Origin of the sequence: Streptomyces albiaxialis (assembly GCF_039530985.1) — a bacterium.
In the GTDB taxonomy this organism is placed as follows: Bacteria; Actinomycetota; Actinomycetes; order Streptomycetales; family Streptomycetaceae; genus Streptomyces; species Streptomyces albiaxialis.
The window spans coordinates 1-25,814 of the sequence record NZ_BAAAPE010000015.1; the positions used below are offsets into that span (position 1 = coordinate 1).

General features: G+C 73.3%; 23 protein-coding genes, 1 tRNA gene and 1 pseudogene. 19 read left to right on the top strand and 6 right to left on the bottom strand.

The features are described 5' to 3' along the window. The 5 genes and pseudogenes from ABD343_RS29230 to ABD343_RS29250 all read left to right on the top strand — a co-directional run. On the top strand, positions 1-370 hold a 370-nt coding region (locus ABD343_RS29230; RefSeq protein ID WP_344532402.1), incomplete at its 5' end, for an RHS repeat-associated core domain-containing protein. A gap of 105 nt (positions 371-475) precedes the next feature. Continuing rightward, entirely contained in the window at positions 476-871 is a 396-nt protein-coding gene (locus ABD343_RS29235) for a hypothetical protein (RefSeq protein WP_344532403.1), read from the top strand. A 393-nt stretch (positions 872-1,264) separates the two neighbouring features. After that, entirely contained in the window at positions 1,265-1,780 is a 516-nt protein-coding gene (locus tag ABD343_RS29240; protein ID WP_344532404.1) for an RHS repeat-associated core domain-containing protein, read from the top strand. Between the two features lie 335 nt (positions 1,781-2,115). Continuing rightward, a complete protein-coding gene (locus ABD343_RS29245; RefSeq protein WP_344532405.1) occupies positions 2,116-2,436 on the top strand; it encodes a hypothetical protein in 321 nt (106 codons plus the stop codon). Positions 2,437-2,592: 156 nt separating this feature from the next. Next, positions 2,593-3,027: pseudogene (locus ABD343_RS29250) on the top strand (2'-5' RNA ligase family protein); the annotation flags it as partial. Between the two features lie 133 nt (positions 3,028-3,160). Here the strand turns inward: ABD343_RS29250 and ABD343_RS29255 are convergent. After that, positions 3,161-3,245 (bottom strand) — tRNA-Leu (locus ABD343_RS29255). Between the two features lie 171 nt (positions 3,246-3,416). Between ABD343_RS29255 and ABD343_RS29260 the strand changes: the two genes are divergently transcribed. Continuing rightward, complete coding sequence (locus ABD343_RS29260) at positions 3,417-4,703, top strand: DUF2254 domain-containing protein (RefSeq protein ID WP_344532406.1); 1,287 nt, start codon at positions 3,417-3,419, stop codon at positions 4,701-4,703. Here ABD343_RS29260 and ABD343_RS29265 read toward each other — a convergent pair. Beyond that, entirely contained in the window at positions 4,675-5,679 is a 1,005-nt protein-coding gene (locus ABD343_RS29265) for an NADP-dependent oxidoreductase (RefSeq protein ID WP_425578310.1), read from the bottom strand. The two genes, ABD343_RS29260 and ABD343_RS29265, sit on opposite strands and share 29 nt — an antisense overlap. Before the next feature lie 77 nt (positions 5,680-5,756). Here ABD343_RS29265 and ABD343_RS29270 point away from each other — a divergent pair, with 77 nt between their 5' ends. Beyond that, positions 5,757-6,155 carry a winged helix-turn-helix transcriptional regulator gene (locus ABD343_RS29270; RefSeq protein WP_344532407.1) on the top strand — a complete coding sequence of 133 codons (399 nt, stop codon included), beginning with the start codon at positions 5,757-5,759 and terminating at the stop codon, positions 6,153-6,155. Between the two features lie 8 nt (positions 6,156-6,163). Here ABD343_RS29270 and ABD343_RS29275 read toward each other — a convergent pair whose 3' ends face one another. Both ABD343_RS29275 and ABD343_RS29280 read right to left on the bottom strand, forming a co-directional pair. After that, positions 6,164-7,792: an aldehyde dehydrogenase family protein gene (locus tag ABD343_RS29275; RefSeq protein WP_344533091.1), complete on the bottom strand. Its 1,629-nt coding sequence runs from the start codon at positions 7,790-7,792 to the stop codon at positions 6,164-6,166. 127 nt (positions 7,793-7,919) lie between these two features. Continuing rightward, a complete protein-coding gene (locus ABD343_RS29280; protein WP_344532408.1) occupies positions 7,920-8,999 on the bottom strand; it encodes an alpha/beta hydrolase in 1,080 nt (359 codons plus the stop codon). Between the two features lie 194 nt (positions 9,000-9,193). On the opposite strand from ABD343_RS29280, the gene ABD343_RS29285 reads away from it, so the two are divergent. Beyond that, positions 9,194-9,604: a nuclear transport factor 2 family protein gene (locus tag ABD343_RS29285; protein ID WP_344532409.1), complete on the top strand. Its 411-nt coding sequence runs from the start codon at positions 9,194-9,196 to the stop codon at positions 9,602-9,604. On the opposite strand, the gene ABD343_RS29290 is transcribed toward ABD343_RS29285, so the two are convergent. Continuing rightward, the gene (locus ABD343_RS29290; RefSeq protein ID WP_344532410.1) at positions 9,558-13,013 is read right to left on the bottom strand and encodes an AfsR/SARP family transcriptional regulator; all 3,456 of its coding nucleotides are present in this window, start codon (positions 13,011-13,013) and stop codon (positions 9,558-9,560) included. The genes ABD343_RS29285 and ABD343_RS29290 overlap by 47 nt on opposite strands. A 96-nt stretch (positions 13,014-13,109) precedes the next feature. Between ABD343_RS29290 and ABD343_RS29295 the strand changes: the two genes are divergently transcribed. The 7 genes from ABD343_RS29295 to ABD343_RS29325 all read left to right on the top strand — a co-directional run bounded on the left by ABD343_RS29295 (position 13,110) and on the right by ABD343_RS29325 (position 19,247). Next, positions 13,110-13,352, top strand: coding sequence for a cation transporter (locus ABD343_RS29295; RefSeq protein ID WP_344532411.1), 243 nt, complete (start codon positions 13,110-13,112; stop codon positions 13,350-13,352). Positions 13,353-13,441: 89 nt separating this feature from the next. Next, a complete protein-coding gene (locus ABD343_RS29300; protein ID WP_344532412.1) occupies positions 13,442-13,855 on the top strand; it encodes a nuclear transport factor 2 family protein in 414 nt (137 codons plus the stop codon). A gap of 86 nt (positions 13,856-13,941) precedes the next feature. Continuing rightward, positions 13,942-14,832, top strand: a complete 891-nt coding sequence (locus ABD343_RS29305) for a metallophosphoesterase family protein (RefSeq protein ID WP_344532413.1) — start codon at positions 13,942-13,944, stop codon at positions 14,830-14,832. After that, positions 14,829-15,626, top strand: coding sequence for a 4'-phosphopantetheinyl transferase family protein (locus ABD343_RS29310; protein ID WP_344532414.1), 798 nt, complete (start codon positions 14,829-14,831; stop codon positions 15,624-15,626). Before ABD343_RS29305 ends, ABD343_RS29310 begins: the two co-directional genes overlap by 4 nt. A gap of 47 nt (positions 15,627-15,673) precedes the next feature. After that, positions 15,674-15,961: a PadR family transcriptional regulator gene (locus ABD343_RS29315; RefSeq protein ID WP_344532415.1), complete on the top strand. Its 288-nt coding sequence runs from the start codon at positions 15,674-15,676 to the stop codon at positions 15,959-15,961. Beyond that, complete coding sequence (locus ABD343_RS29320) at positions 15,958-16,644, top strand: permease prefix domain 1-containing protein (RefSeq protein ID WP_344532416.1); 687 nt, start codon at positions 15,958-15,960, stop codon at positions 16,642-16,644. The genes ABD343_RS29315 and ABD343_RS29320 overlap by 4 nt, the downstream gene beginning before the upstream one ends. A 413-nt stretch (positions 16,645-17,057) precedes the next feature. Then, complete coding sequence (locus ABD343_RS29325; protein WP_344533093.1) at positions 17,058-19,247, top strand: MMPL family transporter; 2,190 nt, start codon at positions 17,058-17,060, stop codon at positions 19,245-19,247. A 226-nt stretch (positions 19,248-19,473) separates the two neighbouring features. On the opposite strand, the gene ABD343_RS29330 is transcribed toward ABD343_RS29325, so the two are convergent. Next, positions 19,474-20,364: a pentapeptide repeat-containing protein gene (locus ABD343_RS29330; protein WP_425578311.1), complete on the bottom strand. Its 891-nt coding sequence runs from the start codon at positions 20,362-20,364 to the stop codon at positions 19,474-19,476. A gap of 90 nt (positions 20,365-20,454) precedes the next feature. Between ABD343_RS29330 and ABD343_RS29335 the strand changes: the two genes are divergently transcribed. The 4 genes from ABD343_RS29335 (at position 20,455) to ABD343_RS29350 (ending at position 25,754) form a co-directional block, all read left to right on the top strand. Next, complete coding sequence (locus ABD343_RS29335; protein WP_344532418.1) at positions 20,455-21,222, top strand: hypothetical protein; 768 nt, start codon at positions 20,455-20,457, stop codon at positions 21,220-21,222. Positions 21,223-21,303: 81 nt separating this feature from the next. Beyond that, positions 21,304-22,284, top strand: a complete 981-nt coding sequence (gene pip, locus ABD343_RS29340; protein WP_344532419.1) for a prolyl aminopeptidase — start codon at positions 21,304-21,306, stop codon at positions 22,282-22,284. Positions 22,285-22,408: 124 nt separating this feature from the next. Next, on the top strand, positions 22,409-23,320 hold the full coding sequence (locus ABD343_RS29345) for a pirin family protein (protein WP_344532420.1): 912 nt from the start codon (positions 22,409-22,411) through the stop codon (positions 23,318-23,320). 76 nt (positions 23,321-23,396) lie between these two features. Beyond that, a complete protein-coding gene (locus tag ABD343_RS29350; RefSeq protein ID WP_344532421.1) occupies positions 23,397-25,754 on the top strand; it encodes an ATP-binding protein in 2,358 nt (785 codons plus the stop codon). The last annotated feature ends 60 nt before the right edge of the window (positions 25,755-25,814 follow it).

The following is a 25,814-nucleotide window of genomic DNA, read 5'->3' on the forward strand; positions in this document are numbered from 1 at the left end:
CGCCGCCCGCTACTACGACACCCGCACCGGCCGCTTCACCCAACCCGACCCCTCAGGTCTGGAAGCCAACCCCTACCTCTATGCGTCTGGTGACCCCACCAACCGTGTTGACCCCTCAGGGCACTGGAGTATTGGTTCGGTTGTCGGAGCCACCGTTGGAACCGCGATCGCCGCTACAGTCACCACCGTCACGGGCAATCCGTACCTGGGGGCTGCGGTCGGCGGGTGCGCATGGGGCATCGTTGAAGAGTCCTACAACGACTCCTCATGGGCCGACAGAGGCAAGGCGTGCGCCACGAATGGAACTGCCGGTGTGGCTCTGACAGGCTTGGGAAAGTTCGCCACATGGGGTAGTCAGGGGAGGCGATAACGCAGTTCGCTCCGGCTGCTCAAGGACATCCTTGAGCAGCCGGAGCGGGATTCCATAGGAAAAGCTGAACAGCAGGTGGCACGCAGAAGGCAGGAGTAATTTGACATGATGCGAGACCGTGCCTGGAATTTAGGAACTCCTGTCTTTTGTTGGGCATCCCTGGTGATCGCCGTCAATTGGAACTACCCGGGATGGGTAATCTGGCCACTGCTCGCTGTTTCCCTTCTGTTCTCGATTGCCGCCTTTCGATATCTTAGGGAAAGGATATTTCGCTCCGAAGACCGTCATATCGGCGAACGCCCTTCCCTCGTTTGGAGGGTGTATGAGGGAGCACTGGTCTTCTCCTTCATTGTCGTGCTGGCGCCTGTTGCTTTCAGTATCCTCGTATACCGTGACAAGCCGGATTGGGCTGCGGTGGCGCGACTGGCAATGGTCGGAATCCTCTGCAGCGGCGCCGCGATGGCCGGTCTTATGGCCCGGCAGCGGTTTCGTGAAAAGTGAATACAGCGCCGATGGTGAAGGAAAGTTGCCTGCGCTGCTATGACAAGGTATGCCCCCGACGGCAGGCAGCGCGTACTGACAGCAAGTGGATCGACTTTTCCCAGAACACCGCGCTGACTCAGGGCGGGAAGGAGTTCCAGGTCAAGTACGCCAGCACGGACAACTCCGAACGCGTCCAGTTCGGCGACACCGCCCTGCACCACGGCCCGCTCGGCCTCTTCGCCCAGACCACCGGCGGAGTGGACATGACCTTCACCCGCGAGGTCGGCGGCACCCTCAATTCCTTCCGCACGGAAGGAAAGAGCTACTACTACCTCACCGACGCCCTCGGCTCCACCGAAGCCGTCGTCAACGACCAGGGCGAGAAGGTCAACACCTACTACTACAGCCCCCGTGGCGTCACCGTTCCGACGGAGAAGGCCCCCAGCCCTACCGCTTCGCGGCAGCTACCAGGACCCGACGCAGCTCTACCACAACGCGGCTCGCTACTACGACACCCGCACCGGCCGCTTCACCCAACCCGACCCCTCAGGTCTGGAGGCCAACCCGTACCTGTACGCGTCCGGTGACCCCACCAACGTCATTGATCCCAGCGGGCTTTGGGGAGGTCTCGGCAAGATTTTCGACGCAGGGTCATGGGCTGGAACAGTAGGCTCGTTCTTCACCGGGGACATGAAGGGCCTGCGAGCAAATTTCGCCAGCCTAATTGTCGGCGCTGGAATCACGGGAATATGTGAGGGAGGAGCCACCGTGGTTACCGGGGGAACGGGAACAGTGCCAGCCACACCGTTCTGTGTCGCCATAGGGCTGCTGCAGGAACTGCCGCCTACGAAGCCACCAAGTAGGCAGCTTAGGTCTCTTGGCCTTGGGGCGTCACAAGTGGGCGCCCCAAGGGTCATATTTGGGTAAGGATCTGGTGATTAGTGAAGCCGCTTGATGAGAAATCGAGGAAGCACGTATTTCGCTGGGGCATGGCCGTAACCATCCTTGGATTTTTGTTGCCGATCGTCGCGGTCCCGGGAAATGACTCCACTCGTGCCGTGGTTCTCTATTCCTCCATTTCTGTGATTTTTATTGTGTGCGGTGCCTTCTTCATGGTTCACGCCCGCAGGAATCGCCGATAGCTCCACGAGGGTGACCTGTGCGTGCGGTAGCTGTGGCAGGTCGAAAGTCGTATGCTGCGGGATCGGCTGGGTGGCCCTTTGTCGATGGCAGGATCATTGGTGTGACGCGAGGGGGGGAGGGTGACAACCTCCACACTTTTTCTGGCGGTTCAGTGGCGACCGTACAGCGATGAGTTTACAAGGTTGTCCTTCGTCGGCGCACTCGTCGTTCTTGTCGGCATTTGGGTTTATTTCCGGAGTAAGTCCCCGAAGTATCCTGACGTCCAGGAGCGAGTATTTAGGCTCCTCCTGGTGGGCATGGTCATCGGGGGCCTCGTGGTCCCGTTCGCGCTTACGGAATATCCATCCGGCCCGTGGAAACTGCTCGTCTCGGTGGCTGCAGGATGCATTCTTCTCCCGCTTGGAGTGGCTCTCCTGCTTCTCTGGAAGAATCGGAGGTGACTCTCAACAAGAGCTCCTTCTTCCTTTTGCGGAGAACTATCAGCTCTTCGGGCTATGCCTTGGCGAAACTGCTTCGGGAGGGAAGGCGACTCGCGCAAATTCTTAGTTGACCCTTGAGCGGTCAACTGGACGTAACAGTGCCACCCCGGTGCTCCGGGTCACGTCACCCTCGCCCGGATCGGAGACGCGTCGAAGGTGTCTCCCTCGGACATCGACGTCTTGGCCGAACACGTGGCCAAGGGCACCGAGCCGCCGTTCCGACTTCACGCGCATGCCCTTGCGGGGTCACGAGGAGCCCTTCGCCTCTCGCTCACGCCGTGGGCGCCCCTGGTCCGCCTCCACGCCGCCCTGACAGAGATCAACACCTCGGTCGGGGCGCCCGGCGGCAAGCCGACCGGTGGATTCCGCCCGCATATGGGGGTGGCGTACAACAACCGTGAGCGACCGGCCGCACCCGTGGTCGAAGTGGCCACCACGCTTCGGCAATCGGCTCCTGTGGCCCTCGACGTGAGCACCGTCGAAGTGGTGGAACTCCAAAGGACCGACAGGGCCTATCGGATACGCGTGCTGCACCGGGTGCCGTTGAAGTGATCTTCGACGTATGCCATGCACAGCACGGTGCGCAGGGTCGGTGATGGTGCTCGTGCCCACCCGGTGCCCACTTCCGGGCACGAAAAAGCCCCTCCGGCAGCGTTCCCGCTGCTCAGAGAGGCTTTCCGTCAAGTGTCCGAGGGGGGACTTGAACCCCCACGCCCGATAAAGGGCACTAGCACCTCAAGCTAGCGCGTCTGCCATTCCGCCACCCGGACTTGGGCTGTCGCCTTGGGCCCCTGTGGGGCGCGGCGACACAGGTAACGATACCAAGGGTTTGGAGTGCTTCTCCCCAGGGTTTTCCGACGTAGAGTCCGTTTGTGGTTGATTCGGTGCGGAATGTCGGTCCGGGAGTGCGGGCTCAGGTGGCGCTGCGGCGGCCTCGGCCGTTGTCGCCGTTGCGGGAGCATCTGCGGGACACGTTCTGGTTCGCGCCCGTGGCCGGGCTGGTGGGGGCCGTGGTGCTGGCTCTGGGGTGTGCTCTCGTCGACGACGTGTACGTCGAGCGGCTCCAGCGGGAGCGGGACTACGGGTCGCTGCGCGACATGATCCATTTCGCGGACACCGCGAAGTCGATCGTGGCCATGATCGGGTCGTCCGTGCTGACGCTGGTGGGGGTCGTGTTCTCGATCTCGCTCGTCGCGCTGCAGATGGTGTCGAGCCAGTGGTCGCAGCGGGTGCTGCGGCTGTACGTGCGGAGCCGGGTGACCAAGGGGACGTTCGCGGTGTTCCTGGCGACGTTCGTGTTCTCGCTGCTGGTGCAGCTCCAGTATCCGGAGTCCTCGGATCCGGAGCGGGTGAGCAGCGTGCCGTTCGTGACGATCGCCGTGGCGTTTCTGCTGGTCATCGCCGCTCTGGGGCTCTTCATCGGCTATGTGAGCGCCACGATGTCGCTGATGCGCGTCAGCCATGTCGTCGACCGGATCTCGCGGGAGGCGGGGCGGCTGCTGGTGCTGCCCGCGCGGCCGTACGTGATCGAGCACGTGGGGGAGCGGAGCGCCACGCTCGTGCACCGGGGGCGGGCCGGGGTGCTGCGGGACGTGCATGTGGCGCGGCTCGTGCGGGTGGCCTCGGCGCAGGGGGTCGTCGTGCACCTGCTGCCGCGGATCGGGGACTTTCTCGTGCCGGGTACGCCCGTGATCGCGGTGTACGGGGAGTGGCGGCGGCCGGGGAGGCGGCGGCGGGCCGAGAGGGCGTTCGACGCCGCGCTCAGTACGGGGGTCGAGCGGACCTTTCACCAGGACCTCGGGTTCGGGCTGCGGCAGCTCGTGGACATCGCGCTGCGCGCGCTCTCGCCCGCCGTCAACGATCCGACGACGGCCGTGCAGTGCGTCGACCGCGTCCAGCAGTTCCTCGCCGAGGCCGCGGGCAGGCCGCTCGGGCTGCTGCTGCACACCGACCGGGCCGGGGCGCCGCGCCTGGTGCAGGACCTGCCCCGGTGGGAGGACCTGGTCAAGCTCGGCTTCACGGAGATCCGGGGCGTGGCCACGCGGCAGCCGCAGGTCACCCGGCGGCTCCGCGCGGCCCTGGAGGACCTGGTCGAGCTCGCCCCCGAGGAGCGGCGCGAGCCGCTGCTGCGCCAGCGCGAGCTGCTGGAGCACGCCATGGAGCGGGATGTGCCCGACACCACGGAGCGGGAGTTCGCGCTCACCGCCGATCGGCAGGGGATCGGGTAGCCCTCCTCCGGCTCCTCCCCGTTCCCCGTCCCCCGCTCCCCGTTCCCCCGACCGTCAGGACCAGCTTGCCCCGGAGGTGGCCCGCGTCGAGCAGCCGGTGTGCGTCGGCTACGCGCGCGAACGGGAACGTCTCCTGTACGTGGACCCGGAGCCGGCCCTGTTCGACGAGTTCGGCCAGGCCGCGCAGGGCGACCGGGTCGGGGTCGACCGCGATGCCGCTGAAGCGCATGCCGGCCGCCTCGTACGCGGCGATCAGCTCCGTGTCCTCCTCGGCGACCGCCGTCACCAGGTGACCGCCGGGGCGGAGCACCGCGAGCGACCGTTCGGCGGTGTCGCCGCCGATCGTGTCGAGCACGAGGTCGATGTCGCGGACCGCCTCGGCGAAGTCGACCGCCGTGTAGTCGATCACCTCGTCGGCGCCGAACCCCTCGGCGAACGTCCGCTTGCTGCCGCTCGCGGTCGTGAACACGTACGCGCCGCGCGCCTTCGCGATCTGGATCGCGACATGGCCGACCCCGCCGCCACCGCCGTGGATCAGGACGCGGTCTCCCTTGGTCACGCCGCCGAGGTCGACGAGGCCCTGCCACGCCGTCAGCCCGGCGACCGGCAGCGCCGCGGCCTCGACGTGCGAGAGCGACGCCGGCTTGCGTGCCAGGTGCAGGGCGGGCGCCGCCACGGCTTCGGCGTACGCGTGCGCCGCCCTCGGGAACAGCGGCATCCCGAACACCTCGTCGCCGGGCCGGAACCGCCATGTCCCCGACGCCTCCTCGACCACGCCGCTGATGTCCCAGCCGAGCGTGAACGGGGGCTCTCCTATCAGCGGGAACTCGCCCGCGCGCAGGCGCGCCTCCAGTGGGTTCAGCCCGATCGCCTCGACGCGGACGAGGACCTCGGTCGGGAGGGGCCGGGGCTCGGGCGCGTCCACGAGGGTGAGCACCTCGGGACCGCCGAGCGTCTGCTGGGTGATGATGCGCATGTCTCTCCTGGTGGGAGGGGAAGCGGGAGAGACTCAGGCTAGATTTCCGACAGGAACCCACAGGTACCTTTGGTGTCATGAGCGGTTTCGGTCCCGGCGACCCCTTTCTCGCCGACTGCCCGGCACGGCTGGCGGTCGAGCTGATCGCCGACAAGTGGACGGTGGTCGTGCTCGCCGGCCTCAGCAGGGGGCCGGTCCGCCACGGCGAGCTGATCGAGCTGATCGGCGGCGTCTCCCGCAAGATGCTCACCCAGACGCTCCGGCGGCTGGAGGCCCACGGGCTCGTCCACCGCCGCGCCTACGCCGAGGCGCCGCCCCGCGTCGAGTACGAACTCACGCCCCTCGGGGCGACGCTGACCGATCCGATCCGCGCGCTGACCGAGTGGGCGCAGGCGCACGGAGAGGCGGTGCTCGACGCCCTCGACGCCCTCGACGCGCCAGAAGCCGGTCCCGGCCCCGCTGCCCGCCGCGACTGAGGCTCGCGTCAGGCCGCTCGTCGTTCCCGTTCCCCCTCCGGCTGGAGGCGGTAGTCCGGGAAGTTGCCCGGCAGCCGTTCGTCCGCCGGGCCCTCGGTGACGGCGCGGACCAGGAGCTCGCCGCCGACGAAGGCGCCGCGCCAGGAGCCGCCGAAGCCGCCGAACAGCTCGTCGCGGTCGCCCCTCGAACGGGGCTTGCCGTGGCCGGTCTTGAACGCGCGGACTTGCGGCGCCAGGCGGTCGTAGAGCCCCTGGTCGTCCGTGGAGAGGGTGGCGACCAGGGCGCCGTTGCTCGCGTTCATCGCGGCGAGCAGCTCGGCCTCGGTGTCGGCGAGGACGATCGTGTCCACCGGGCCGAACGGCTCCGCGTGGTGCAGCGGCGAGGACGGGGGCGGGCCCAGCAGGGTGGTCGGCGGGAGGTACGCGGAGGTGTCCTGGCCGGGCAGGAAGCGGCCGTCGGCGAGCATCCCGCGGTGCAGCGGCACCGCGCCCCGTCCGATCGCGTCGGCCGTCAGGTCGGCCAGCTCGCGCGCCTTGCCCGCGTTGATCAGCGGCCCGAAGTCCAGCTCGGGAAGCGGGTCGCCGGGCGCGGCGACCGCCAGCGGGTGGCCGAAGCGCAGCGACCGTACGGCCGGGAGGTACGCGGCGAGGAAGTCCGCGAACAGGGTGCGCTGCACGACGAAGCGCGGGTAGGCCGTGCAGCGCTGCTTGGCGTAGTCGAACGTCTTGCGCAGCAGCGGCGTCAGCGCGTCCCAGTCGCCGAACTCCCAGACGCCCCAGCAGTTGAGGCCCTCCTGCTCCAGGATGTGCCGCTTGCCGAGGTCGGCGACGGCCGTGGCCACGCGCGCGCCCGCGTCCCGGCCGCCGACGAACGAGACACAGCCGATCTCCGGCGCCCGTACCAGCGCCTCCGACAGCTCGCCGCCGCTGCCGCTGACGAGGGTGAACGGGAGCCCCTCGCGTACGCACAGCGCGCAGGCGACGGTGAGGCAGGCGAGGCCGCCGTCGGTCGGGGTCTTGGCGACGACCGCGTTGCCCGCGAGGGCCTGGACGAGCATCGCGTGGACGAGCACGCTCATCGGGTAGTTCCAGCTCGCGATGTTGCTGACCGGGCCGGGCAGCGGCGAGCGGCCGTCCATCATCGGGCCGATGCGCTCGACGTACCAGCGGACGCCGTCGATCGCGCGGTCCACGTCCTGCTGGGCCGCCTTCCAGGGCTTGCCGATCTCCCAGACGAGCAGCAGCGCGAGGAGTTCGCGGTGCGCTTCGAGGGCGTCGAGCGCGGCGCTGACGCGGGCGCGCCGCTCGGGCAGCGGCACGTGCCGCCACGCGCGGTGCGCGTCGAGCGCCGCGCGGACCGCCTGGTGCGCGGTGGCCGCGTCCAGCCGGGGCGGGCCCGCGATCGGCGTGCCGTCGACCGGGGTGGTGGCGGGGAGCGGGTCGCCGTCGGCGTGCCACGCGTCCGCCCAGCGGTTGCGGACGCGGGGGACGTCGTCGCCCGCCCCTGCGCTGCCGCCGCCGGTTCCGCCGGTCCCGGCGGGACCGCCGTCGGCCACGGCCTCCGGTACGGCGGACCGGGCGCGCGCCCAGGCGTCGCACCACGCGGTGCCGGGTTTGAGGGTGAGGGCGTGTCCCATCGTCGCGCTCCCTGGCGTCGTCATGGCGGTCATGGCGGTCATGGCAGTACCGACGGGAGGATGGAGGGGGCTGGTCGAGGACGGGTCGGGCACGCCTTCCGCCGGTGGGGGCGCTGCGGGGAACGGATCAGCTCCGGGGGGTGAGCGCCCGCGTCAGCATCGGCAGCGCCCGGTGCAGCTCGCGCTCCCAGTACGGCCAGGTGTGCGTGCCCGGGCCGTACAGGTCGGCCGTGACGCGGAGGCCTCGGGCGCGTGCGGCCTCGACGTAGCTGACGCTCGACGGGAGGAGCCGGGCCTCCAGCGCGTCGTGCCGCGCGTCGGGCGGGTCCAGCGGGCCGGGGGTGCCGTCGCCCGCGCCGACGAACACCGGGTAGCCGCGCGGCAGTCGGCGGACCAGTTCGGCGGGGTTGTGCGCCCGCCAGACGTCCCGCTGGGCGACGGGGTCGCCCCATACGGCGTCCGGGTCGTGCCCGTGACGCGGCAGCAGGTCGTCGACCAGCCACCGGCCGAGGCGGGTGTCGCCGAGTCCGCTGAAGGACGCGGCGGCGCGGAACATACGGGGGTGGCGCACGGCGTACGCGAGCGCGCCGTATCCGCCCATCGAGAGGCCCGCTACGGCGCGGCGCGGGCCCGCGCCGAGCCCGCGTTCGAGGATCTGGCGCAGCTCGGTGAGGTGGAACGTCTCCCAGGCGGGCGGCCCGCCCTCGCCGCCGTTCCACCAGTCGCTGTAGAAGCCGACGGGCCCGCCCTCGGGGAGGACGACGAGGGCACGGGTGCGGGCCGTCGCCTCCTCGATGTCGGTCCTGTCCGTCCACGCCTCCCAGCCGTTGCCGGGATCGCAGCAGCCGTGCAGCACCCAGAGGGACGGGACGCCGGTACGTGCGGGACGGGCCTCGGCGCCGCGGCCGGGCGGGAGCAGCACGCGGGCGTGGCCCTCGCGCCCCAGCGCGGGCGAGTCGATCGTCAGGTCGAGCTGCCGCCCGTCGCGCACGGCGCGGGTCACGCGTGCGCCGTCGTCGGCCTCGACACCGAGCAGCGCGGGAACGGCCTCGCGCGGCTGCGCGGACGAGGACGAGGACGAGGACGCGTACGCGGCCACGGGGCCGGGGCCCAGCGCGAGCATCGGGGCCAGCAGTACGAGCAGCAGGGCGAGCACGGCGGGGCGGCCGGTACGGGCGTACGGGGCCGTGCTCAACGGTCTTTCCATGCGCGCTCCTCGGCCCGGGGCGGACGTGGCGGCTGAAGGCTATGCGGCCGTCACGGCCGCAACAAGAGCCGGGACGGGCCCCGCCCTTACCTCGCCGGTAATCGACCCGGGGTGGCGGCTCCGGGCAAGGTCGTACCCAGAACAGCGCAGCACAGCGAAGAACAGCGGAGAACGACAGCGGACGACCGCAGTCGATGACGACGAACGACGAGAACGAGGAGACGACCATGGACGCGAGCACCTACCAGGCCGCCGTCGAGCGCTACTTCGCCGCCTGGAACGCCCCGGACGCGGAGAGCCGCGCGAAGGCCGTCGCCGCCGCGTGGACCGAGGACGGCAGCTACACCGACCCGCTGGCCGACGTGCGCGGCCACGAGGCGCTGACCGCGGCCATCACGGCGGCACGCGAGCAGTTCCCCGGCCACGAGTTCGCGCACACCGGCGAGGTCGACGGCAACCACGACATCGCCCGTTTCACCTGGGACCTGGTCTCCACGGCCGACGGCTCCTCGCCCGCCGCCGGGTCCGATGTCATCACCCTCGCCGAGGACGGCCGGATCATCTCCGTGAAGGGGTTCCTGGACCGGGTTCCGGGGGCGGCGTAACGGGCGGGGCGAACCCGTCGGCGCGGCGGACGCGGGCCAGTTCCTCGCCGACCACCGTGACGGCCTCGGGTGCCGGGAGCGCGAGCCCGTCCTCGTACGCGGCCTTGTGGGCGGCGGGGCCCAGCTCGGCGGCGAGCGCGTCCGCCGGGCCGGAGACGTCGGGGTTCGCGGCGTCGGCCGCGCCCCGCAGGGCGTGCGCCGCGCCGAGGAGACGGGACGCGGCGGTGAACTCGCCGCGCAGATGGAGGAGTTGGGCCGCGCTCACCGCCGTCTCCGCCACGAGCACCATGTCCCACGCGGCCACCGCGCCCTCCAGCGCGTCGCCCAGGCAGCGTACGGCGCCCGCCGCGTCGCCCCTGGCCGCGGCCAGCCGGGCGGTCACCGCCCGGTGGAGCGCCTGGAGGGCGGTGGGGGCGGCCTCGACCGCGGGCGTACGGCGGGGGCCGGGGCGCGGGGCGAACGCCGCCTCCGCCAGCGCGTACTGCCGCTCGGCCTCCGGCAGGTCGGCGGCCCGGCGCGCCAGGTCGCCGAGCGCGAGCCGGGCCAGGCCCGCGTACCGCGCGGAGGAGGCGCCGGTCGCCACGTCGAGCAACTCGGCACGCGCCGCCTCGGTGTCGCCGGGGGCGTCCGGGGCGCCCGTACCGCCCGTACCGCCCGTACCGCCCGTACCGCCCGTACGGACGCGGGCCGTGGCCAGCCAGACGCGTTGCAGGTCGTGGCCGCCGAGCAGGCGGGCGGGCTCCATGGCCTCCTCCAGCGCGGCGACGGCCGCGCCGGGCTCGCCGAGCGCGGTCAGCGCGAACGCGGCGTGCGTCAGCGCCGTGACCAGCCCCCATCGCTCCCGCGCGGCGCGGAACTCCCCGGCGGCGGCACGCAGTTCGCGGCACGCCCCGGCGCCGTCACCCCGGTTGCTGTGGAGGAACGAGCGGACCAGCAGCAGCATGCCGCGCGCCCAGGCGCCCCCCGCGGCCTCGCCCGTACGGTCGGCCGCCGCCAGGCCCCGTTCCGTGTCGCCCGCGATCAGTGCCGCCAGCGGCTCGATCAGCGGTTCCGTCGGATGCGGGGACGGTGGGGTCGGTGGGGTCGGTGGGGTCGGTGGGGACTTCGGGGACGGCGGGGACGGTTCGTCGGAGAGCCGTCGCAGCAGTTCGTCCAGCTCCGCCCGTGTCTCGGCCGCACGCCCCGCGAGCACGCTGTGCAGCAGCAGGCCAGCGGTGGCCGCGCGGCGCGCGCCGGCAGGTGTCTCGCCGTCCGGCGTCAGCGCGTCCCGTAGCAGGTCGACGGCGCGCGCGTGCTCGCCGGTGAGCGTCCAGAGGAAGGACGTGGCGGCCCCGAGCCGTACGGCCGTCGCGGCGTCGCCCGTCGCCCGCGCGCGGTGGAAGGCCGCGACGAGGTTCTCGCGGTCGGCGGCCAGCCGTCGCAGCCAGGGGAGCTGCTCCGGGCCGCGCAGCAGGGGCTCGGCGTGCTCGGCCAGCCGGAGGAAGCAGCGCGTGTGCGCGGCCTCCGCGCGTTCCCTCAGGCCGCGTTCGGCGAGCTGCTCCAGCCCGTAGGCGCGGACGGTCTCCAGCATGCGGTAGCGGACGTCGAGGCCGTCGGCGGACGGCACGGTCTGGAGCAGCGACTTGTCGACCAGCGCGGCGACGCGCTCCCACGCCAGGACGCCGTCCGCCGCGATGTCCTCCGGGACAGCGCCCTCCGCCGCGACGTCCTCCGCGACCTCCTCCGCCGCTTCGAGCGTGAAGGAGGCGGGGAAGACGGCCAGGGCCGCCGCGAGGTGCCGGGTGTCCTCGTCCAGCAGGTCCCAGCTCCAGGCGACGACGGCGCGGAGCGTGCGGTGCCGGGGGAGCGCGGTACGGCTGCCGCCGGTCAGCAGCGCGAAGCGGTCCCCGAGACGGGCGGCGAGCTGCTCGACGGAGAGCAGCCGGAGCCGCGCCGCCGCGAGTTCGAGGGCGAGCGGAAGCCCGTCGAGGCGGCGGCAGATCCCGGCGACGGCCGCCGCGTTCTCGGCGGTGACCGCGAAGCCCGGGCGTACGGCGGCGGCGCGGTCGGCGAAGAGCCGGACCGCGGGCGAGGCCGTCACCGACTCGGCCGGGCTGCCGGGCGGCGGGCACTCCAGCGGCGGGACCGGCAGCAGCGTCTCGCCCAGGATCCCCAGCGGCTCCTGGCTGGTGGCCAGGACGCGGAGGCGCGGGCAGCGGCCGAGCAGCTCGTCCACCAGCCGTGCCACCGCGTCGACGAGGTGCTCGCAGTTGTCCAGGACCAGCAGCGTGTCCGTCAGCGAGAACGCCTCGGCCATACGGTCGACGGGCCCCGCACCCTCCTCTCCGGCCGGTCCGGCCCCGCGTGGGCCGAGGGTCGCGACCACCGCGCGGGGCACGTCCTGCGGCGCGGACAGGGGCGCCAGTTCCGCCGTCCGTACGGTGCGGCCCTCCCCGGCGAGCCGCGCGGCGAGGGCGAGCGCGAGCCGGGTCTTGCCCGAACCGCCCGCGCCGACGAGCGTCACGAGCCGCCCGGCGCGCAACTGGGCGTCCAGTGCGTCGAGTTCGCGCTCCCGCCCCACGAAGCTGGTGAGGGCGGCGCGCGGGGGAGGGGCGGGCGCCGGGGTCGGGTCCGGGGCCGGAGCGGCGGCCGTACCGGCGACGGGCGGGGGCGCGGTCCGTACCGGCGGCTCGCCGCGCAGGACGGAGAGGTGGACGCGCCGCAGGTCCTCGGACGGGTCGGTGCCGAGCCGGTCGGCGAGGTGGGCGCGGAACCGTTCGTAGACGCCGAGCGCCTCGGCCGAGCGGCCGTCCGCGTGCAGCGCCCGCATCAGCAGGCCGCGCGGGCGTTCGCGGTGCGGGTGGGAGGCGGTGACCGCCTCCAGTTCGGCGACGAGGTCCGAGGGCTCCACCCGCCGGACGAGGTCCGCCTCGATCCGGTCCTCGACGGCCCGCAGCCGCTGCTCCTCCAGCCGTGCGACGACGCTCGCGGTGAAGCCCGAGCCCGTGTCCGGCACGTCGGCGAGGGCCTCGCCCCGCCACAGCGCGAGGGCCTCCCGCAGCTCCGCCGCCGCCTCCTCGGCCCGGCCCTCGCCGAGCGCGCGTCCGCCCCGGCGGGCGAGGCCGGCGAACCGGTGCGCGTCGACGTCCTCGCGCGGCAGGTCGAGGCAGTACCCGCCGGGCCCCTGGCGGAGCGGCACGTCGTCGGGGAGGGCGCGGCGCAGCCTGCTGACGAGGGACTGCAACGCGTGCGTACGGTCCGGGCCGCCGGGCTCCTCGGGCCACACCGCGGCGCAGAGCGCGCCCACCCCGACGGGGCGTCCCGCGTCGAGGGCCAGCCTGGCCAGCAGGGCACGGAGCCTCGCTCCTCCCACCGCGGAGGTCTTCCCGTCGGTCCGGAGCTGCAGCGGTCCCAGCACTCCCACGCGCATGGGGCCATGGTGCCAGCGCTCTGACAGCGTTCTGTGAGCGGTACGGCGCACCGTGAACGCACAGGGATCTTCCCGACAGGCCTTGAGGAGGACTGAATGCCGTCAGAGCAGGCTGCGGACTCGCCCGGCACGGTCGTCGTGTACGGGATCACCGGAATGGTGTGCGGGAACTGCGAGACGTTCGTCGGCGAGGCGATCGGCGGGGTGCCCGGGGTCGTGCGGGTGGACGTGGATGCCGCGTCCGGGCGCGCCGCCGTCACGGCCGGGGACGGGCTGGACGACGCGGCCGTCGCCGCCGCCGTCGAGGACCTCGGCTACGGCTTCGCCGGACGGACGTGAACCGCGCCCTCCCGGTCGTCCCCGTGGCCCCCGGCCGCCCCCCATCGCCCCCATTGCCGCCCGTATCTCCGCGCCCCGAAAGGACCACGATGAGCCGCTTCGCCGACACGCCGCCCGACCGGTTTCTGGAGGACTTCTACGCCTCGTTCCATGAGGAGGCGCTCTCCTGCGACGCGGACGGCGGAGACGTCGGGGCGGTCGTGGACCGGTACTTCAGCCCGGGCTTCGTGCAGATCAGCGACGGGATCGTGATCGACCGCGAGAAGCTGATCGCCCATCTGCGCCCCGTGCGGAAGATGGTGGAGAGCGGGCACTACGAGGTGCTGGAGGCCCTCGCGGACGGGGACCGGCTGGCGGCCCGCATGGTCATCCGCGCGGTCACCAGGAAGGGCCGGAAGATCGACACCGAGGTCCATCTCTTCGGAACCGTCGACGACCAGGGCCGGTTCCGGCGGCTCGACCAGATCACCCGGACCCTGGGCGACGCACAGGGGTCTCCTTGATCTCCCTGACTCCGGCGGCGTGATCGGTGACACTGAGGGAGAACACGCGATCCAATCGCCGTCGCCGTGAAGGGGGTACGGGGGAGATGTCACCAGGGCTCGGGGGAGACCGGCACGCGGGAGACCGGGGAGACCCGAAGCTGCTCGCCATCAGCGATCTGCATGTGGCCTTCGAGGAGAACAAGGCCTTCCTCGACACCCTGCGGCCCGGGTCCCCCGGCGACTGGCTGATCGTCGCCGGGGACGTCAGCGAGACCATGGCCGACATCAAGTGGGCGCTGCGCACGCTGGCCGGGCGCTTCGCGCGCGTGGTGTGGACGCCGGGCAACCACGAGCTGTGGACGCCCCGGGACGACCCGGACCAGTCGCGCGGCGAGGAGCGCTACATGCGCCAGGTGCGGTTCTGCCGCGAACTGGGCATCGCCACCCCGGAGGACCCGTACCCGGTGTGGGAGGGCCCCGGCGGCCCGGTCACGGTCGCGCCGCTCTTTCTGCTGTACGACTACACGTTCCGGCCCGAGGGCACGCACACCGCGAAGGAGGCGCTGGCCGTGGCGTACGAGGCGGGTGTGGTCTGCACCGACGAGATGATGCTGCACCCCGACCCGTACCCGAGCCGCGACGCCTGGTGCCGCGCGCGGGTGCGGGCCACCGAGGAGCGGCTCGCGGCCCGCCCGGAAGGGCTGCCGACGGTGCTCGTCAACCACTGGCCGCTGGTCCGCGAGCCCACGCGCGTGCTGCGCTACCCCGAGTTCGCGCTCTGGTGCGGCACCGAGCTGACGGACCGCTGGCACGTGACGTACGACGCTGCGGCCGTCGTCTACGGGCATCTGCACATCCCCCGGACGACCTGGCACGACGGGGTGCCGTTCGAGGAGGTCTCGGTCGGCTATCCGCGCGAGTGGAAGCGGCCCCGGCACCCCTCGCCGCGGCTGCGGCAGATCCTCCCGGCGCCGGTGCGGGAGCCCGTTCCGTGATCGAGGAGTTGCTGCCGCCGGAGGTCGAGGTGGTCTCCGCGCGCGGCGACGTGACGGGGGCCGAGCTGTACCCCGAGGAGGCGGAGACCGTGGCGGCGGCGGTGCCCAAGCGGCGGGCCGAGTTCGCCACCGGGCGGCACTGCGCCCGCCGCGCGCTGGCCCGGCTCGGCGTGCCGCCGGGGCCGCTGCTGCCGGGACGGCGGGGCGCGCCGGGGTGGCCCGAGGGCACGCTCGGCAGCCTCACGCACTGCGACGGGTACCGCGCGGCGGCCGTCGCGCGTCGCGGCGACGTCCGGGCGCTCGGGATCGACGCGGAGCCCAACGGGCCCGTGCCGAGGGGCGTGCTGGGCGGCATCACCGTCGGCGGCGAGGCGGAGCGGCTCGCGCGACTGGCGGCGGCACGGCCCCAAGTGCACTGGGACCGGCTGCTGTTCAGCGCGAAGGAGGCGGTCTACAAGGCGTGGTTCCCGCTCACGGGGCGCTGGCTCGGCTTCCCCGACGCGGAGCTGGACTTCAGGGACGAGAGCGCCGCGCCCGGCTCCCCGTACGGTGCTGCGCCGGGCTCCCCGAACGGCGCTGCGCCCGGCTCCCCGTACGGTGCTGCGCCGGGCTCCCCGAACGGCGCTGCGCCGGGCTCCCCGAACGGTTCCCCGTGCGGGGCGTTCACGGCCCGGCTGCTGGTGCCGGGGCACGGCGCGCTCACCGGCTTCCACGGCCGGTGGGCGGTGCGCGACGGGCTCGTCGTCACCGCCGTCGCGGTGAGCGCCACCGCCGTACCGGAGCGCCATGTGTAGTGTGACCGGGTATGAAGGCGGAGACCCTGAGAGGGAACCTGGAAGGGATGCTTCTGTCCGTCCTGGAGCCCGGCGACCTGCATGGCTACGCGGTCATCGAGGAGCTGAAGAGGCGCAGCCGGGACACGATCAATCTGCCCACCGGGACGGTGTACCCGGCGCTCCACCGCCTGGAGGCCGCGGGCCTGGTGAGCAGCGAGTGGTCCCGGACCAACGGCAGGCGCCGCCGCAACTACTCGCTGACGGCGGCGGGCCGCCGCGAGCTGGCCGCGAAGAGGACGGCATGGCAGGAGGTCTCCTCGGTGATCTCCGGCGTGCTGGGAAGCGAGACGTGACCGACCCTGAGGACGTAGCCGATCCCGTCGCCCTGCGGCGGTACGCGGAGCGTCTGTCGGCGCGCCTCGTCGGGCCCCGTGCCCGGCGCCGGGAGATCGTGGACGAGGTCCTGGACGGGCTGCGCTGCGCCACCGAGTGCCACCTCGACGACACCCCCGACCCCGAGGAGGCCGCGCGCCGCGCGGTGCGGGAGTGGGGCGAACCGGGCGCGCTGGCCCGGGAGTTCAACGACGCGACGCTCCGGCTCAGCGCCGGGCGGCTCGCGTCCCGCGCGCTGTGCGCGCTGCCGCTGCTCGCGTTCACCTGGGCGTACGCGCTGCTGAGCGGGCCCGCGGGGCCGTGGGGTTACCGGCCGCCCGTGGTGATGGCCGGGCTGGGCGTGATCGCCTTCGGCTGTGTGCTGAGCCTCGCGGGGGCGGTCTCCGGACTGCGCGGCGGACGCGGCCTCCGCGCGGCCGCCGCCCGGCGCGGGGAGACCCTTGCCACCGGTACGTTCGCCGCCCTGGCCGGGGTGCTGTGCGTGGTCGCGGCGCTCGTCGTGATGGTGCTCCACCGGGGTCTGGGCCACCCCGAGTCGCTGGACTGGGCCCTGGTCTCCGTGCCCGCGACGCTGACGGTCGCATCGGCGGCCTACTTCGGGCTCTCGCTTGGGCGCTTCGCCGCCGTCGCGCGCCGCGTGTAGCTCGGCGCCCCGCAAGTGAGCGGGCCTGGCAGGGGCTGCCCCGTGCGGTGCGTTGCAGTCTGCCGCAGCGCCGTGGCCGGTCGCGCAGTTCCCCGCGCCCCTTAGGGCACTCCTCGAACCGCCCCGTCAGGGGCGCGGAGCTGTGTCGATATGCGGCTCCGCCGCGTGGGCGCGACCGGTTCAAGACTTCAGGGCTTGCCCGATCAGGGGCGCGGGGAACTGCGCGACAAGCCACGACGGCGGCCGCAGCCTGCGATGCGCAGCCAGGGGCAGCCCCTGCGCAGCCCTGAGGGGCGGGCCCCCTCGCCCAAATGAGGCCGCTTGCAAGGCACTTGGCAGAGGGTTACGTTTGCCGTCATATGTAGCGTGTCTATATAGTAGCGTCCCTACAGGAGGTTCGGTCCGTGGAACGCATGACGCGATGGGTGCTCGCCCACAAGTGGCCCGTGGTGCTGGTGTGGCTGGTGTTCACCCTCGTCGGCGGCGCTATGGCGAGCGGCACCATCGACAGGCTCAGCTACGAGTCGCGGCTGCCCGACCGCCAGGCGCAGAAGGCGAACGACGCGCTCGCCGAGCGCTTCACCGGCACCGGCGGCAAGAACGCGCCCCTGCTGCTGACCGTGACCGTCCCCGAGGGGACGAGCGTGCGGAGCGAGGACGTCCGCCGCCAGTGGGGCGCCCTCGTCGCCCGGGTCACCCCCGAGGGCGGCCGCAGCGTCTCGTACGCGAAGAGCGGGGGCAGGGGCGGGACCGGGGCCGGGGCCGGGCAGGCGCTCGTCTCCGAGGACGGGCGGACGACCGTCGCGATGGTCTATCCGCCGGGCAACCCCTCGCAGTCGCCGTACGAGAAGTCGCTGCCCGGCATCAAGAAGGCCGTGGAGAAGGCGGAGATCGCCGGTGAGCCCGTCGAGCTGACGGGGCAGCCCGTCCTCTCCGGGCGCGACAGCGGCGCCCGGCGCGGCCCGGTCTACGAGACGCTGATCGGCGCGCTCGGCGCCCTGGTCGTGCTCGTGCTGGTCTTCGCCAGCGGCCTCGCCGTCGTGCCGCTGCTGATGGCGGCGGCGGCGATCCCCACCACGTTCCTGCTGGTCCGGGGCGTCACCGGGATCACGGACGTCTCCTTCATCGTCCAGTACCTCGTGGCGCTCATCGGCCTCGGCATCGCCATCGACTACGCGCTGCTCGTCGTCACCCGGTGGCGCGAGGAGCGGGCGAGGCCGGGCGCCGACGGGCCGGGGCGCGAGGCGCGCACGGAGGCGGTGGTGCGCGCCGTCGGCAGCGCGGGCCGTGCCGTAGTGCTCAGCGGCGCCACCGTCGCCATCTCGCTCGCCGCGCTCGTCGTCCTGCCGGTCCCGTTCCTGCGCAGCGTCGGCTACGCGGGCCTGCTCATCCCCCTGGTGAGCGTCTGCGTCGCCGTCACGCTGCTGCCCGTCCTGCTCCACTCCTGGGGCGACGCGCTCGACAGGCCGCGCCGCGCGCACCGGCCCGACAGCCGGATGTGGACCGGGATCGCCCGGCTCACCACCCGCCGCCCCGTGCTGTGCGCCGTCCTCAGCGGCGCGCTGCTGCTGGGCGCGGCGGCGCCCGTGCTCGCGATGCGGCTCGGGGCGCCCGAGACGGAGACGCTCGCCCAGGGCGGCGGGCCCGCCGCGGCCTTCGAACGGATCGTCGACGCGGGCTTCGGCGAGGGCATCGCGCGCCCGGTCGAGGCGGTCGGCGAGGCGGGCGGCGCCGACGCCCTCCGCGAGCGGCTCTCCGGGATCGACGGCGTCGCGGGCTCCGTCGCCCCCGAGGACTGGCAGCGCGGGGGCAGCCGGATCACCGAGGTGTGGACCGCCGAGGACCCGTCCAGCGGCGCGGGCCGGGAGACGGTGTCGGAGATCGTGGACACCGCCCGGGAGACCGACGGCGTCCTCGTCGGCGGCGGCCCCGTCCAGGACATCGACTTCGTCGACGCGGTCTACGGCTCGCTGGGCCTGATCCTGCTCCTCGTCGCCGTCCTCACCTTCCTCGTCCTGGCCGCGACCCTGCGCTCGGTGCTCCTCCCGCTGAAGGCGCTGGTGCTCAACGCGCTGTCCACGTGCGCGGCGTACGGCGTGGTCGTCCTCGTCTGGCAGAAGGGGTACGGCAGCGAGCTGCTGTTCGACACCCCGGCCGTCGGCGCGGTGACCATCTGGATCCCGATGGCGGTCTTCGCGTTCCTCTTCGGACTCTCCATGGACTACGAGGTGTTCATCCTGCACCGCGTCCGGGAGACCCATCTCGAACTGGCCCGGAAGGGCGTGACCGACACGGCCGTGCCGTCCGTCGTCACCGGCATCAGCCGCACCGGACGGCTCGTCACCTCGGCCGCGCTCATCCTCTTCCTGGCCTTCACCGCGCTGGCCGGCATCCCGGTCACCGACGTGAAGGTGTTCGCCACCGCGCTGGCGGCGGGGATCATCATCGACGCCACCGTCGTCCGAGGCTTCCTCACCCCGGCCCTGATCACCCTTCTCGGGCGGGCCAGTTGGTGGTTCCCCCGCTCCGCCTCCGGGACTCCGTCCCCCGAGGAAGCGGCTCCCGGCCGCCAGGACACGGACAGTCCGAAGGTGGAGGCATGACGGACGTACGGGAACGCCCCGGGCGAACGGATGGACGTCGTCGTCGATTTCTCCCGCTGGAGGCCGGGCACCTCCAGGTTGTGGCAGTGGAGCGTGAACGTGCCCGCGTGGCCCGTGAAGCGGACGGCGACCTCCACCGCGTCCGAGGGCGGCAGGTCCACGGTGTCCTTCCCGCCACGAGGACATGGCGATGATGGGCGACTTCGTGACGGAGTGAGCGGGGCCGCTACCTCCGCGGCGCGCCCTCGCCCTCCCAGTGCGCCGGGCGGGCGAGCGCGCCGGGGAGGCGCGTCGTCGCGTCGCCCCGGGCCGCGTTGACCTGGGGCTGGGTGAGGAAGAAGGCGTCCGTCAGATCGGCGCCCGCCAGATTCGCGTCCCGCAGGTCGGCGCCGATCATGTCGGCCGTGCGCAGATCGGCGCCGCCGAGGTCGGCGGCGATGAGCAGCGCCCCGCGCAGGCTCGCGCCGCGCAGCTTGGCGTTCCGCAGCCTGGCCCCGAGCAGGTCGGCGCCCCTGTGGTTCTTCTTACGGCCCGGAACGGTGGCCCGCACCAGGTCGCTGACGCGCAGCAGCAGGCCGTTGACCTCGCCGCGCACGGCCTCCACGTCCAGCTTCGCCAGCTCCTCGGCTGCGCCGCCCGCCAGCCGGTCGATCTCGGCGCGCGCGGCACGCAGGTCGGGCCGGAGGGAGCGGGCGGGGGAGAGGGACAGCGCCTCCGTCACGTACCAGAGCAGCTCGTGGAGCTGCCGGGTCACCGGGAACACGGCGAACATCAGCTCGGCGCTCACCGGTTCCGCCCGCCAGTCCCGGCCGCCGAACGTCTCCTGGGAGACGCGCTGGCCCGCGCCGAAGCAGTCGTAGACCGTGCAGCCCTGGTAGCCCTCCTCGCGCAGCCGGGCGTGGATGCCGCAGCGGAAGTCCTCCCGCAGGTTCACGCAGGGTTCACCCCCGCGCTTGCTGACGGGGAAGTCGGCCGAGGCGGCGAAGGGGAGCGCCACGCAGCACAGGCCGAAGCACTGCGCGCAGTCGGCGCTCAGGGCGCGGTCGGGGGCGGTGGCGGGGGTGGGGGCCTGCGAGGACAACGTACGAGCACTCCTGGGACGCGGCGACCCGCCCATTCTCCCGCATCCGCCCGTACGGGGTCGGCGGCACCTCCCTCTGGGCCACAGCGCTCGCGGGGCCGCGCGGCGCGTCCGGAGGATCGAGCCATGGCGGAACAGGGCGAGAAGACCGGGACGGCCGAGGGCGCGGGCGGCGGCGGGCGGCGGGCGGAGGACCGGCACGGCGGGCCCGGGCACACGGTCGTGCTCGCCGTCGCGCTGGCGCTGCCCGCCGTGAAGGTCGCCTGGACCGTGGGCGGCGGGCACTCCGCGTGGGAGGTCTTCCTCGTCCTCCAGCCCTCGAACTGGATCGACATCCCCATCGGCATGATGCTCACCAACCCGCTGCTCGCGGCCGTCTTCGCCGTCGTGGTCTCCCGCGTCGTCCTCGGCTGGTTCGCCGCGCGCGGCGCCGTGCCCCGCGGCCGGGGCTGGGCGGCGCAGGCGCGGCTGGTCGCGCTCTCCCTCGCCGCGCCCCTCGCGATCGGCACGCTCATGGCGGTCTTCTACGGGGGCTGGTGGGGGCTGGGCACCGGGCTGGTGCTGCTCGGGCTGCGGTACGGCGTGCTGGCCGCCTACCGTACGGGCCGCGGCGCCCTGGTCTCCGCCGAGCAGGCCGTCGCGCTGCTGCTCACCGTCGTCGTGCTGCCCCTCACGGCGCTCACGGCGGCGCTCGACGGGCAGTCCTGGGCCCCCGTCCTGCGCTGCACGGTCGACACCGGCGACGGCGGCTCCCGGCAGCGCCTGGTCGAGCTGGGCCGCCAGGGCCAGGGCGTCTACGGCTGGAGCACCGACAGCCACGCGGTCGTCACCGGCGTGGCCTGCTCCGCCGACGAGGACCGTGCCGTGCGCGACCCGTGGTGGCGCCAGGTGTAGGCGTGACGTACGTTCCGCAGTCGGTATCCAGGAGAGGGACGGGAAATGGGGCGGGACATGGGGCGGGACATGAGGCGGGACATGAGGACGCGGTATCCGGACGTCGAGCCGTACGCGTCGGGGATGCTCGACGTGGGCGACGGGAACCTCGTGCACTGGGAGGCGTGCGGCAATCCCGACGGCAAGCCCGCGCTCGTCGTGCACGGCGGCCCGGGCTCGGGCTGCTCGGCGGGGTTCCGGCGCTGGTTCGACCCCGCGCGCTACCGCGTCGTCCTCTTCGACCAGCGCGGCTGCGGCCGCAGCACCCCGCACGCCGGCGACCCCGGCACCGACCTGCGGCACAACACCACCGCGCACCTCGTCGCCGACATGGAGCTGCTGCGGGCGCACCTCGGGATCGGGCGCTGGCTGCTGTTCGGCGGCTCCTGGGGCTCGACGCTGATCCTCGCCTACGCCGAGCGGCATCCCGAGCGGGTATCCGAGATCGTGATCCCGGCGGTCACCATGACCCGCCGCACCGAGACCGACTGGCTCTACCGGGGCGTGGGCCGTTACTTCCCCGAGGCGTGGGAGCGCTTCGCGGCCGCCTCCGGCGTCTCCGGCGTCACGCACGACTCCGGCGACATCGCCGAGGTGCTCTCCGGCTACGCGCGCCTCACCGAGGACCCCGACCCCGCCGTGCGCGAGCGGGCCACCGCCGAGTGGTGCGCCTGGGAGGACACAGTCCTCGCGCCCGAGCCGAACGGCACCCCCGCGCCGTACTCCGGCCGCCCCGGCACGGCCCGGCTCGCGCTCGTCCGGATCTGCGCGCACTACTTCTCGCACGGGGCCTGGCTGGAGGAGGGCGAGCTGCTGCGGGACGCCGGGCGGCTGGCCGGGATCCCCGGGGCGCTGATCCATGGCCGCCTCGACCTGGGCGGGCCGCTGCGCACCGCGTGGGAGCTGGCGCGCGCCTGGCCGGACGCCGAGCTGACCGTCGTCGACGACGCGGGGCACCTGGGCAGCCCGGCGATGGGCGACCGGATCCTCCACGCGCTGGACACGTTCGCCGTACGCACCTGAGCGGACCGCCCCACGTGCGTACGTACGGTGAATCCCGGGCCCGGGGTGCGGGCCGGCCCGGGCAGGCGCACCATGGCCGGAGGCCGACCCCGGACCCCGTGGACCGACGGGAGGGACTCCACCCATGGACCGCCACGATTCCGACCACGGCGCCGTCACGCTCCGTCATGTGCAGCGCTCCGAGCCCCGGCAGGTCGCGGGCCCCGACACCCAGGTGGACAACAAGGCCCTGGTCATCGCGCCCGGCGACTTCCGCCGCACCGACCCCTTCCTGCTCATGGCCGAGGACTGGTTCTCCTCGACGGGCTTCGACTGGCACCCGCACCGCGGCATGGAGACCATCACCGTCGTCCTCGGCGGCGTCCTGGAGCACGGCGACAGCCTCGGCAACGCGGGCACGCTCACCGCGGGCGGCGTCCAGTGGATGACCGCGGGCCGGGGCATCATCCACCGCGAGCTGGCCTACCGCGACGAGTACGCGCACACCCTGCAGCTCTGGCTGAACCTCCCGAGCGGGCTGAAGATGACCGCGACCCACTACCAGGACCTGCTCCCGGAGGACCACGGCGTCTACACCGAGCCCGGCGTCCGCGTCGAGGTCGTCTCCGGCGCCACCGGCGGCGCCACCGGGCCCGCCGCCACGCTGTGGCCGGTCACCGGGCTCTTCGTCACCCTCGACCCGGACACCACCTACAGCCAGCTCCTCGCCTCGCACGACCGGGCGTTCGCCTACGTCGTCTCCGGCTCGGCCACCCTCGCGGGGCACCGGCTCTGGGAGGGCGAGACGGCCTGGTCCGACCCCGTGGCCGACCCGGCCTCCGGGGACGACACCGTCAGCGAGCTGGTGATGACGACCCCGCCCGGCGGCGAACGCACCACGCTGATGCTCTTCTCCGGGCGCCCCATCGGCGAACCGGTCGCCGCCGGGGGCCCCTTCGTGATGAACAGCGAGGACGAACTCCGTCAGGCTTTCGTGGACTTCGAGTCCGGCCGCTTCGGCCCCGTCCCGCGGATGGCGCGCGTCACGAACCGTTGACCGCCCCTTACAACGAGTGCTGTGCTGCGTATCCTCCCCAGTGGGCACGGGGTCGGCACGACGGTGAGGCACATCCATGGCATTCGGCGTGATCCAGCGGCGTACGGGCGAACTCCCCATGGAAGTCACCGGGTTCGTCGGCAGATCGGCCGAACTCCGGCAGCTCGAAGGGCTCCTGGAGCGCGCCCGGCTGGTGACCGTGACCGGGCCCGGCGGCGTCGGCAAGACCCGCACGGCGCTGCGCGCCGCCGCCCGCCTCCGCTCGCGGTACGCGCACGGGGTCTGCCTCGTCGAGCTGACCGGGCTGCGCGACCCCGAGCTGCTCACCCACACCCTCTCCACCTGCCTCGGCCTGCCCGAGCAGGACTCCCGCGACCAGCTCGACGTCCTCGTCGACCATCTGCGCGAGCGCGAGATCCTGCTCGTCCTCGACACCTGCGAACACCTCGTGGACGCCTGCGCGATGCTCGCCGACATCCTGCTGCGCGAGACCCGCGCCGTGACCCTCCTGACCACCTCGCGTCAGCCGCTGGACGTGCCCGGCGAGTACACCTGCCCGGTGCCGCCGCTGCCGGTGCGGGACGTGGACGGCGCGGCGGGCACGGGGAACGCGGGCGCGGGCGCGGGGGGCGCGGATGCGGGGGACGCGCGGGGCGGCGGGGACGCCGTCGAGCTGTTCGAGCAGCGTGCCGCCGCCGTGCTGCCCGGCTTCGCCGTGACCGGCCGCAACCGCGCGGACGTCGTCAAGCTCTGCCGCCGCCTGGACGGCATCCCCCTCGCGCTCGAACTCGCCGCCGTGCGGCTCCGCGCCGTCCCCCTCGGCCAGCTCGTGGACCGCCTGGAGGACCGCTTCCGGCTGCTGACCGGCGGACGGCGCACCGCGCTGCCCCGCCACCAGACGCTGCGCACCGCCATCGACTGGAGCTACGGCCTGTGCGACGCGCAGGAGCGGCTGCTGTGGGCCCGGCTCTCGGTCTTCGCCGGCTCCTTCGACGTCGCCGCGGCCGAAGAGGTGTGCGCCGACGCCGAGCTGCCCCGCGAGGAGATCCTGGAGACCCTCATCCACCTCGTCGACAAGTCGGTGGTACTGCGCGAGGACGACGAGGAGCACGGCACCCGCTATCGGCTGCTCGACACCCTCCGCGAGTACGGTGCCGAGCGCGGCGAACTCGGCCCCGCACGGCTGCGGCACGTCGAGCGGTACGCGGCACTCGCCGCCGACTTCGACGCCCGCTTCCTCCACGACGGCCAGCTCGCCCGCGCCCACGCCCTGCGCCGCGACCACGCCGACGTCCGCGCCGCGCTGGAGTACGCGCTCGCGCTGCCCGGCACCGCCACCACCGCCGCGGCCCTCGCCGGCGGACTGTGGGGGTACTGGCTCGCGACCGGCCGCATGACCGAGGGCCGCTACTGGCAGACGCGGGTGCTGGAGCGCTTCCCCGCGCCCTGCCCCGAGCGCGTACGGGCGCTCAGCGTCCGCGCCTCCCTGGCCACCTTCCAGCGCGACCTCGCGGCGGCCGATGCCGACCTGTCGGCCGCCATCGAACTGGGCCCGCTCGATGACGTCCACGCGGCACGCGCCCACGCCCACCTGCAGCTCAGCCTCGCCGCGCAGCACCGCTTCGCGGAGGCCGCGACCGTCGCCGCCGAGGCGGAGCGCCGCATGCGCGCGCTGGGCGACCGCACGGGCCTGTGCGTGCTCTACGGCACGATGGCCTACGGCTTCCAGCTCGCGGGCGAGCCCGCGAAGTGCCTCGCGTACTGCCGCCTGGGCCACCGGATCCTGGGCGAGCGCAGCGGGGAGCACTGGCTGCGGGGCTATCTCTTCTTCGTCAGCGGCATGGCGCACTACGCGCGCGGCGCGTTCGAGCAGAGCGCCGAGGACGTCGGCCGGGCGCTGCGCCTCAAGCACGAGCTGGGCGACCCCGCCGGGACCGGGTACGCGCTGTCGGGGCTGGCCTGGCTCGCCGCCGCCGACGAGCGCTACGAGCGCACGGCCTGGCTCCAGGGCGCCGCCTCCGCACGCTGGATCAGCGCGGGCAGCCGCCCCCGGCTCACCGCGACGATGGAGCGCTACGACCAGCACGTACGGGAGGTCGCGCGGGCGGCCCTCGGCGAGGAGCGGTACGCGCTGCTGCGCCGCCGCGGCGCCGACTGCCCCCTGGAGGACACCGTCGCCTACGCCCTGGACGAGCCCCGCGCCGCGAGCCCCCGCGCCGCGCCCCGCCCCCGGCACGCCCCTGCCGACGCGCTCACCCGCCGCGAACGCGAGGTCGCCGCGCTCGTCTCCCAGGGCCTGTCGAACCGTCAGATCGCCGAGCGGCTGGTCATCTCCAAGCGCACCGTCGACGCGCACCTCGAACACATCCTCGCCAAGTTCGGCGCCTCCTCCCGCACCGAGATCGCCGCCCGGCTCGCGGCCGAGGGTCACTGACCCGTGGCGCCCGCGACACCGGAACCGCGCGCGGGCGCGCTAGGGGCCGACGGGCGCGGG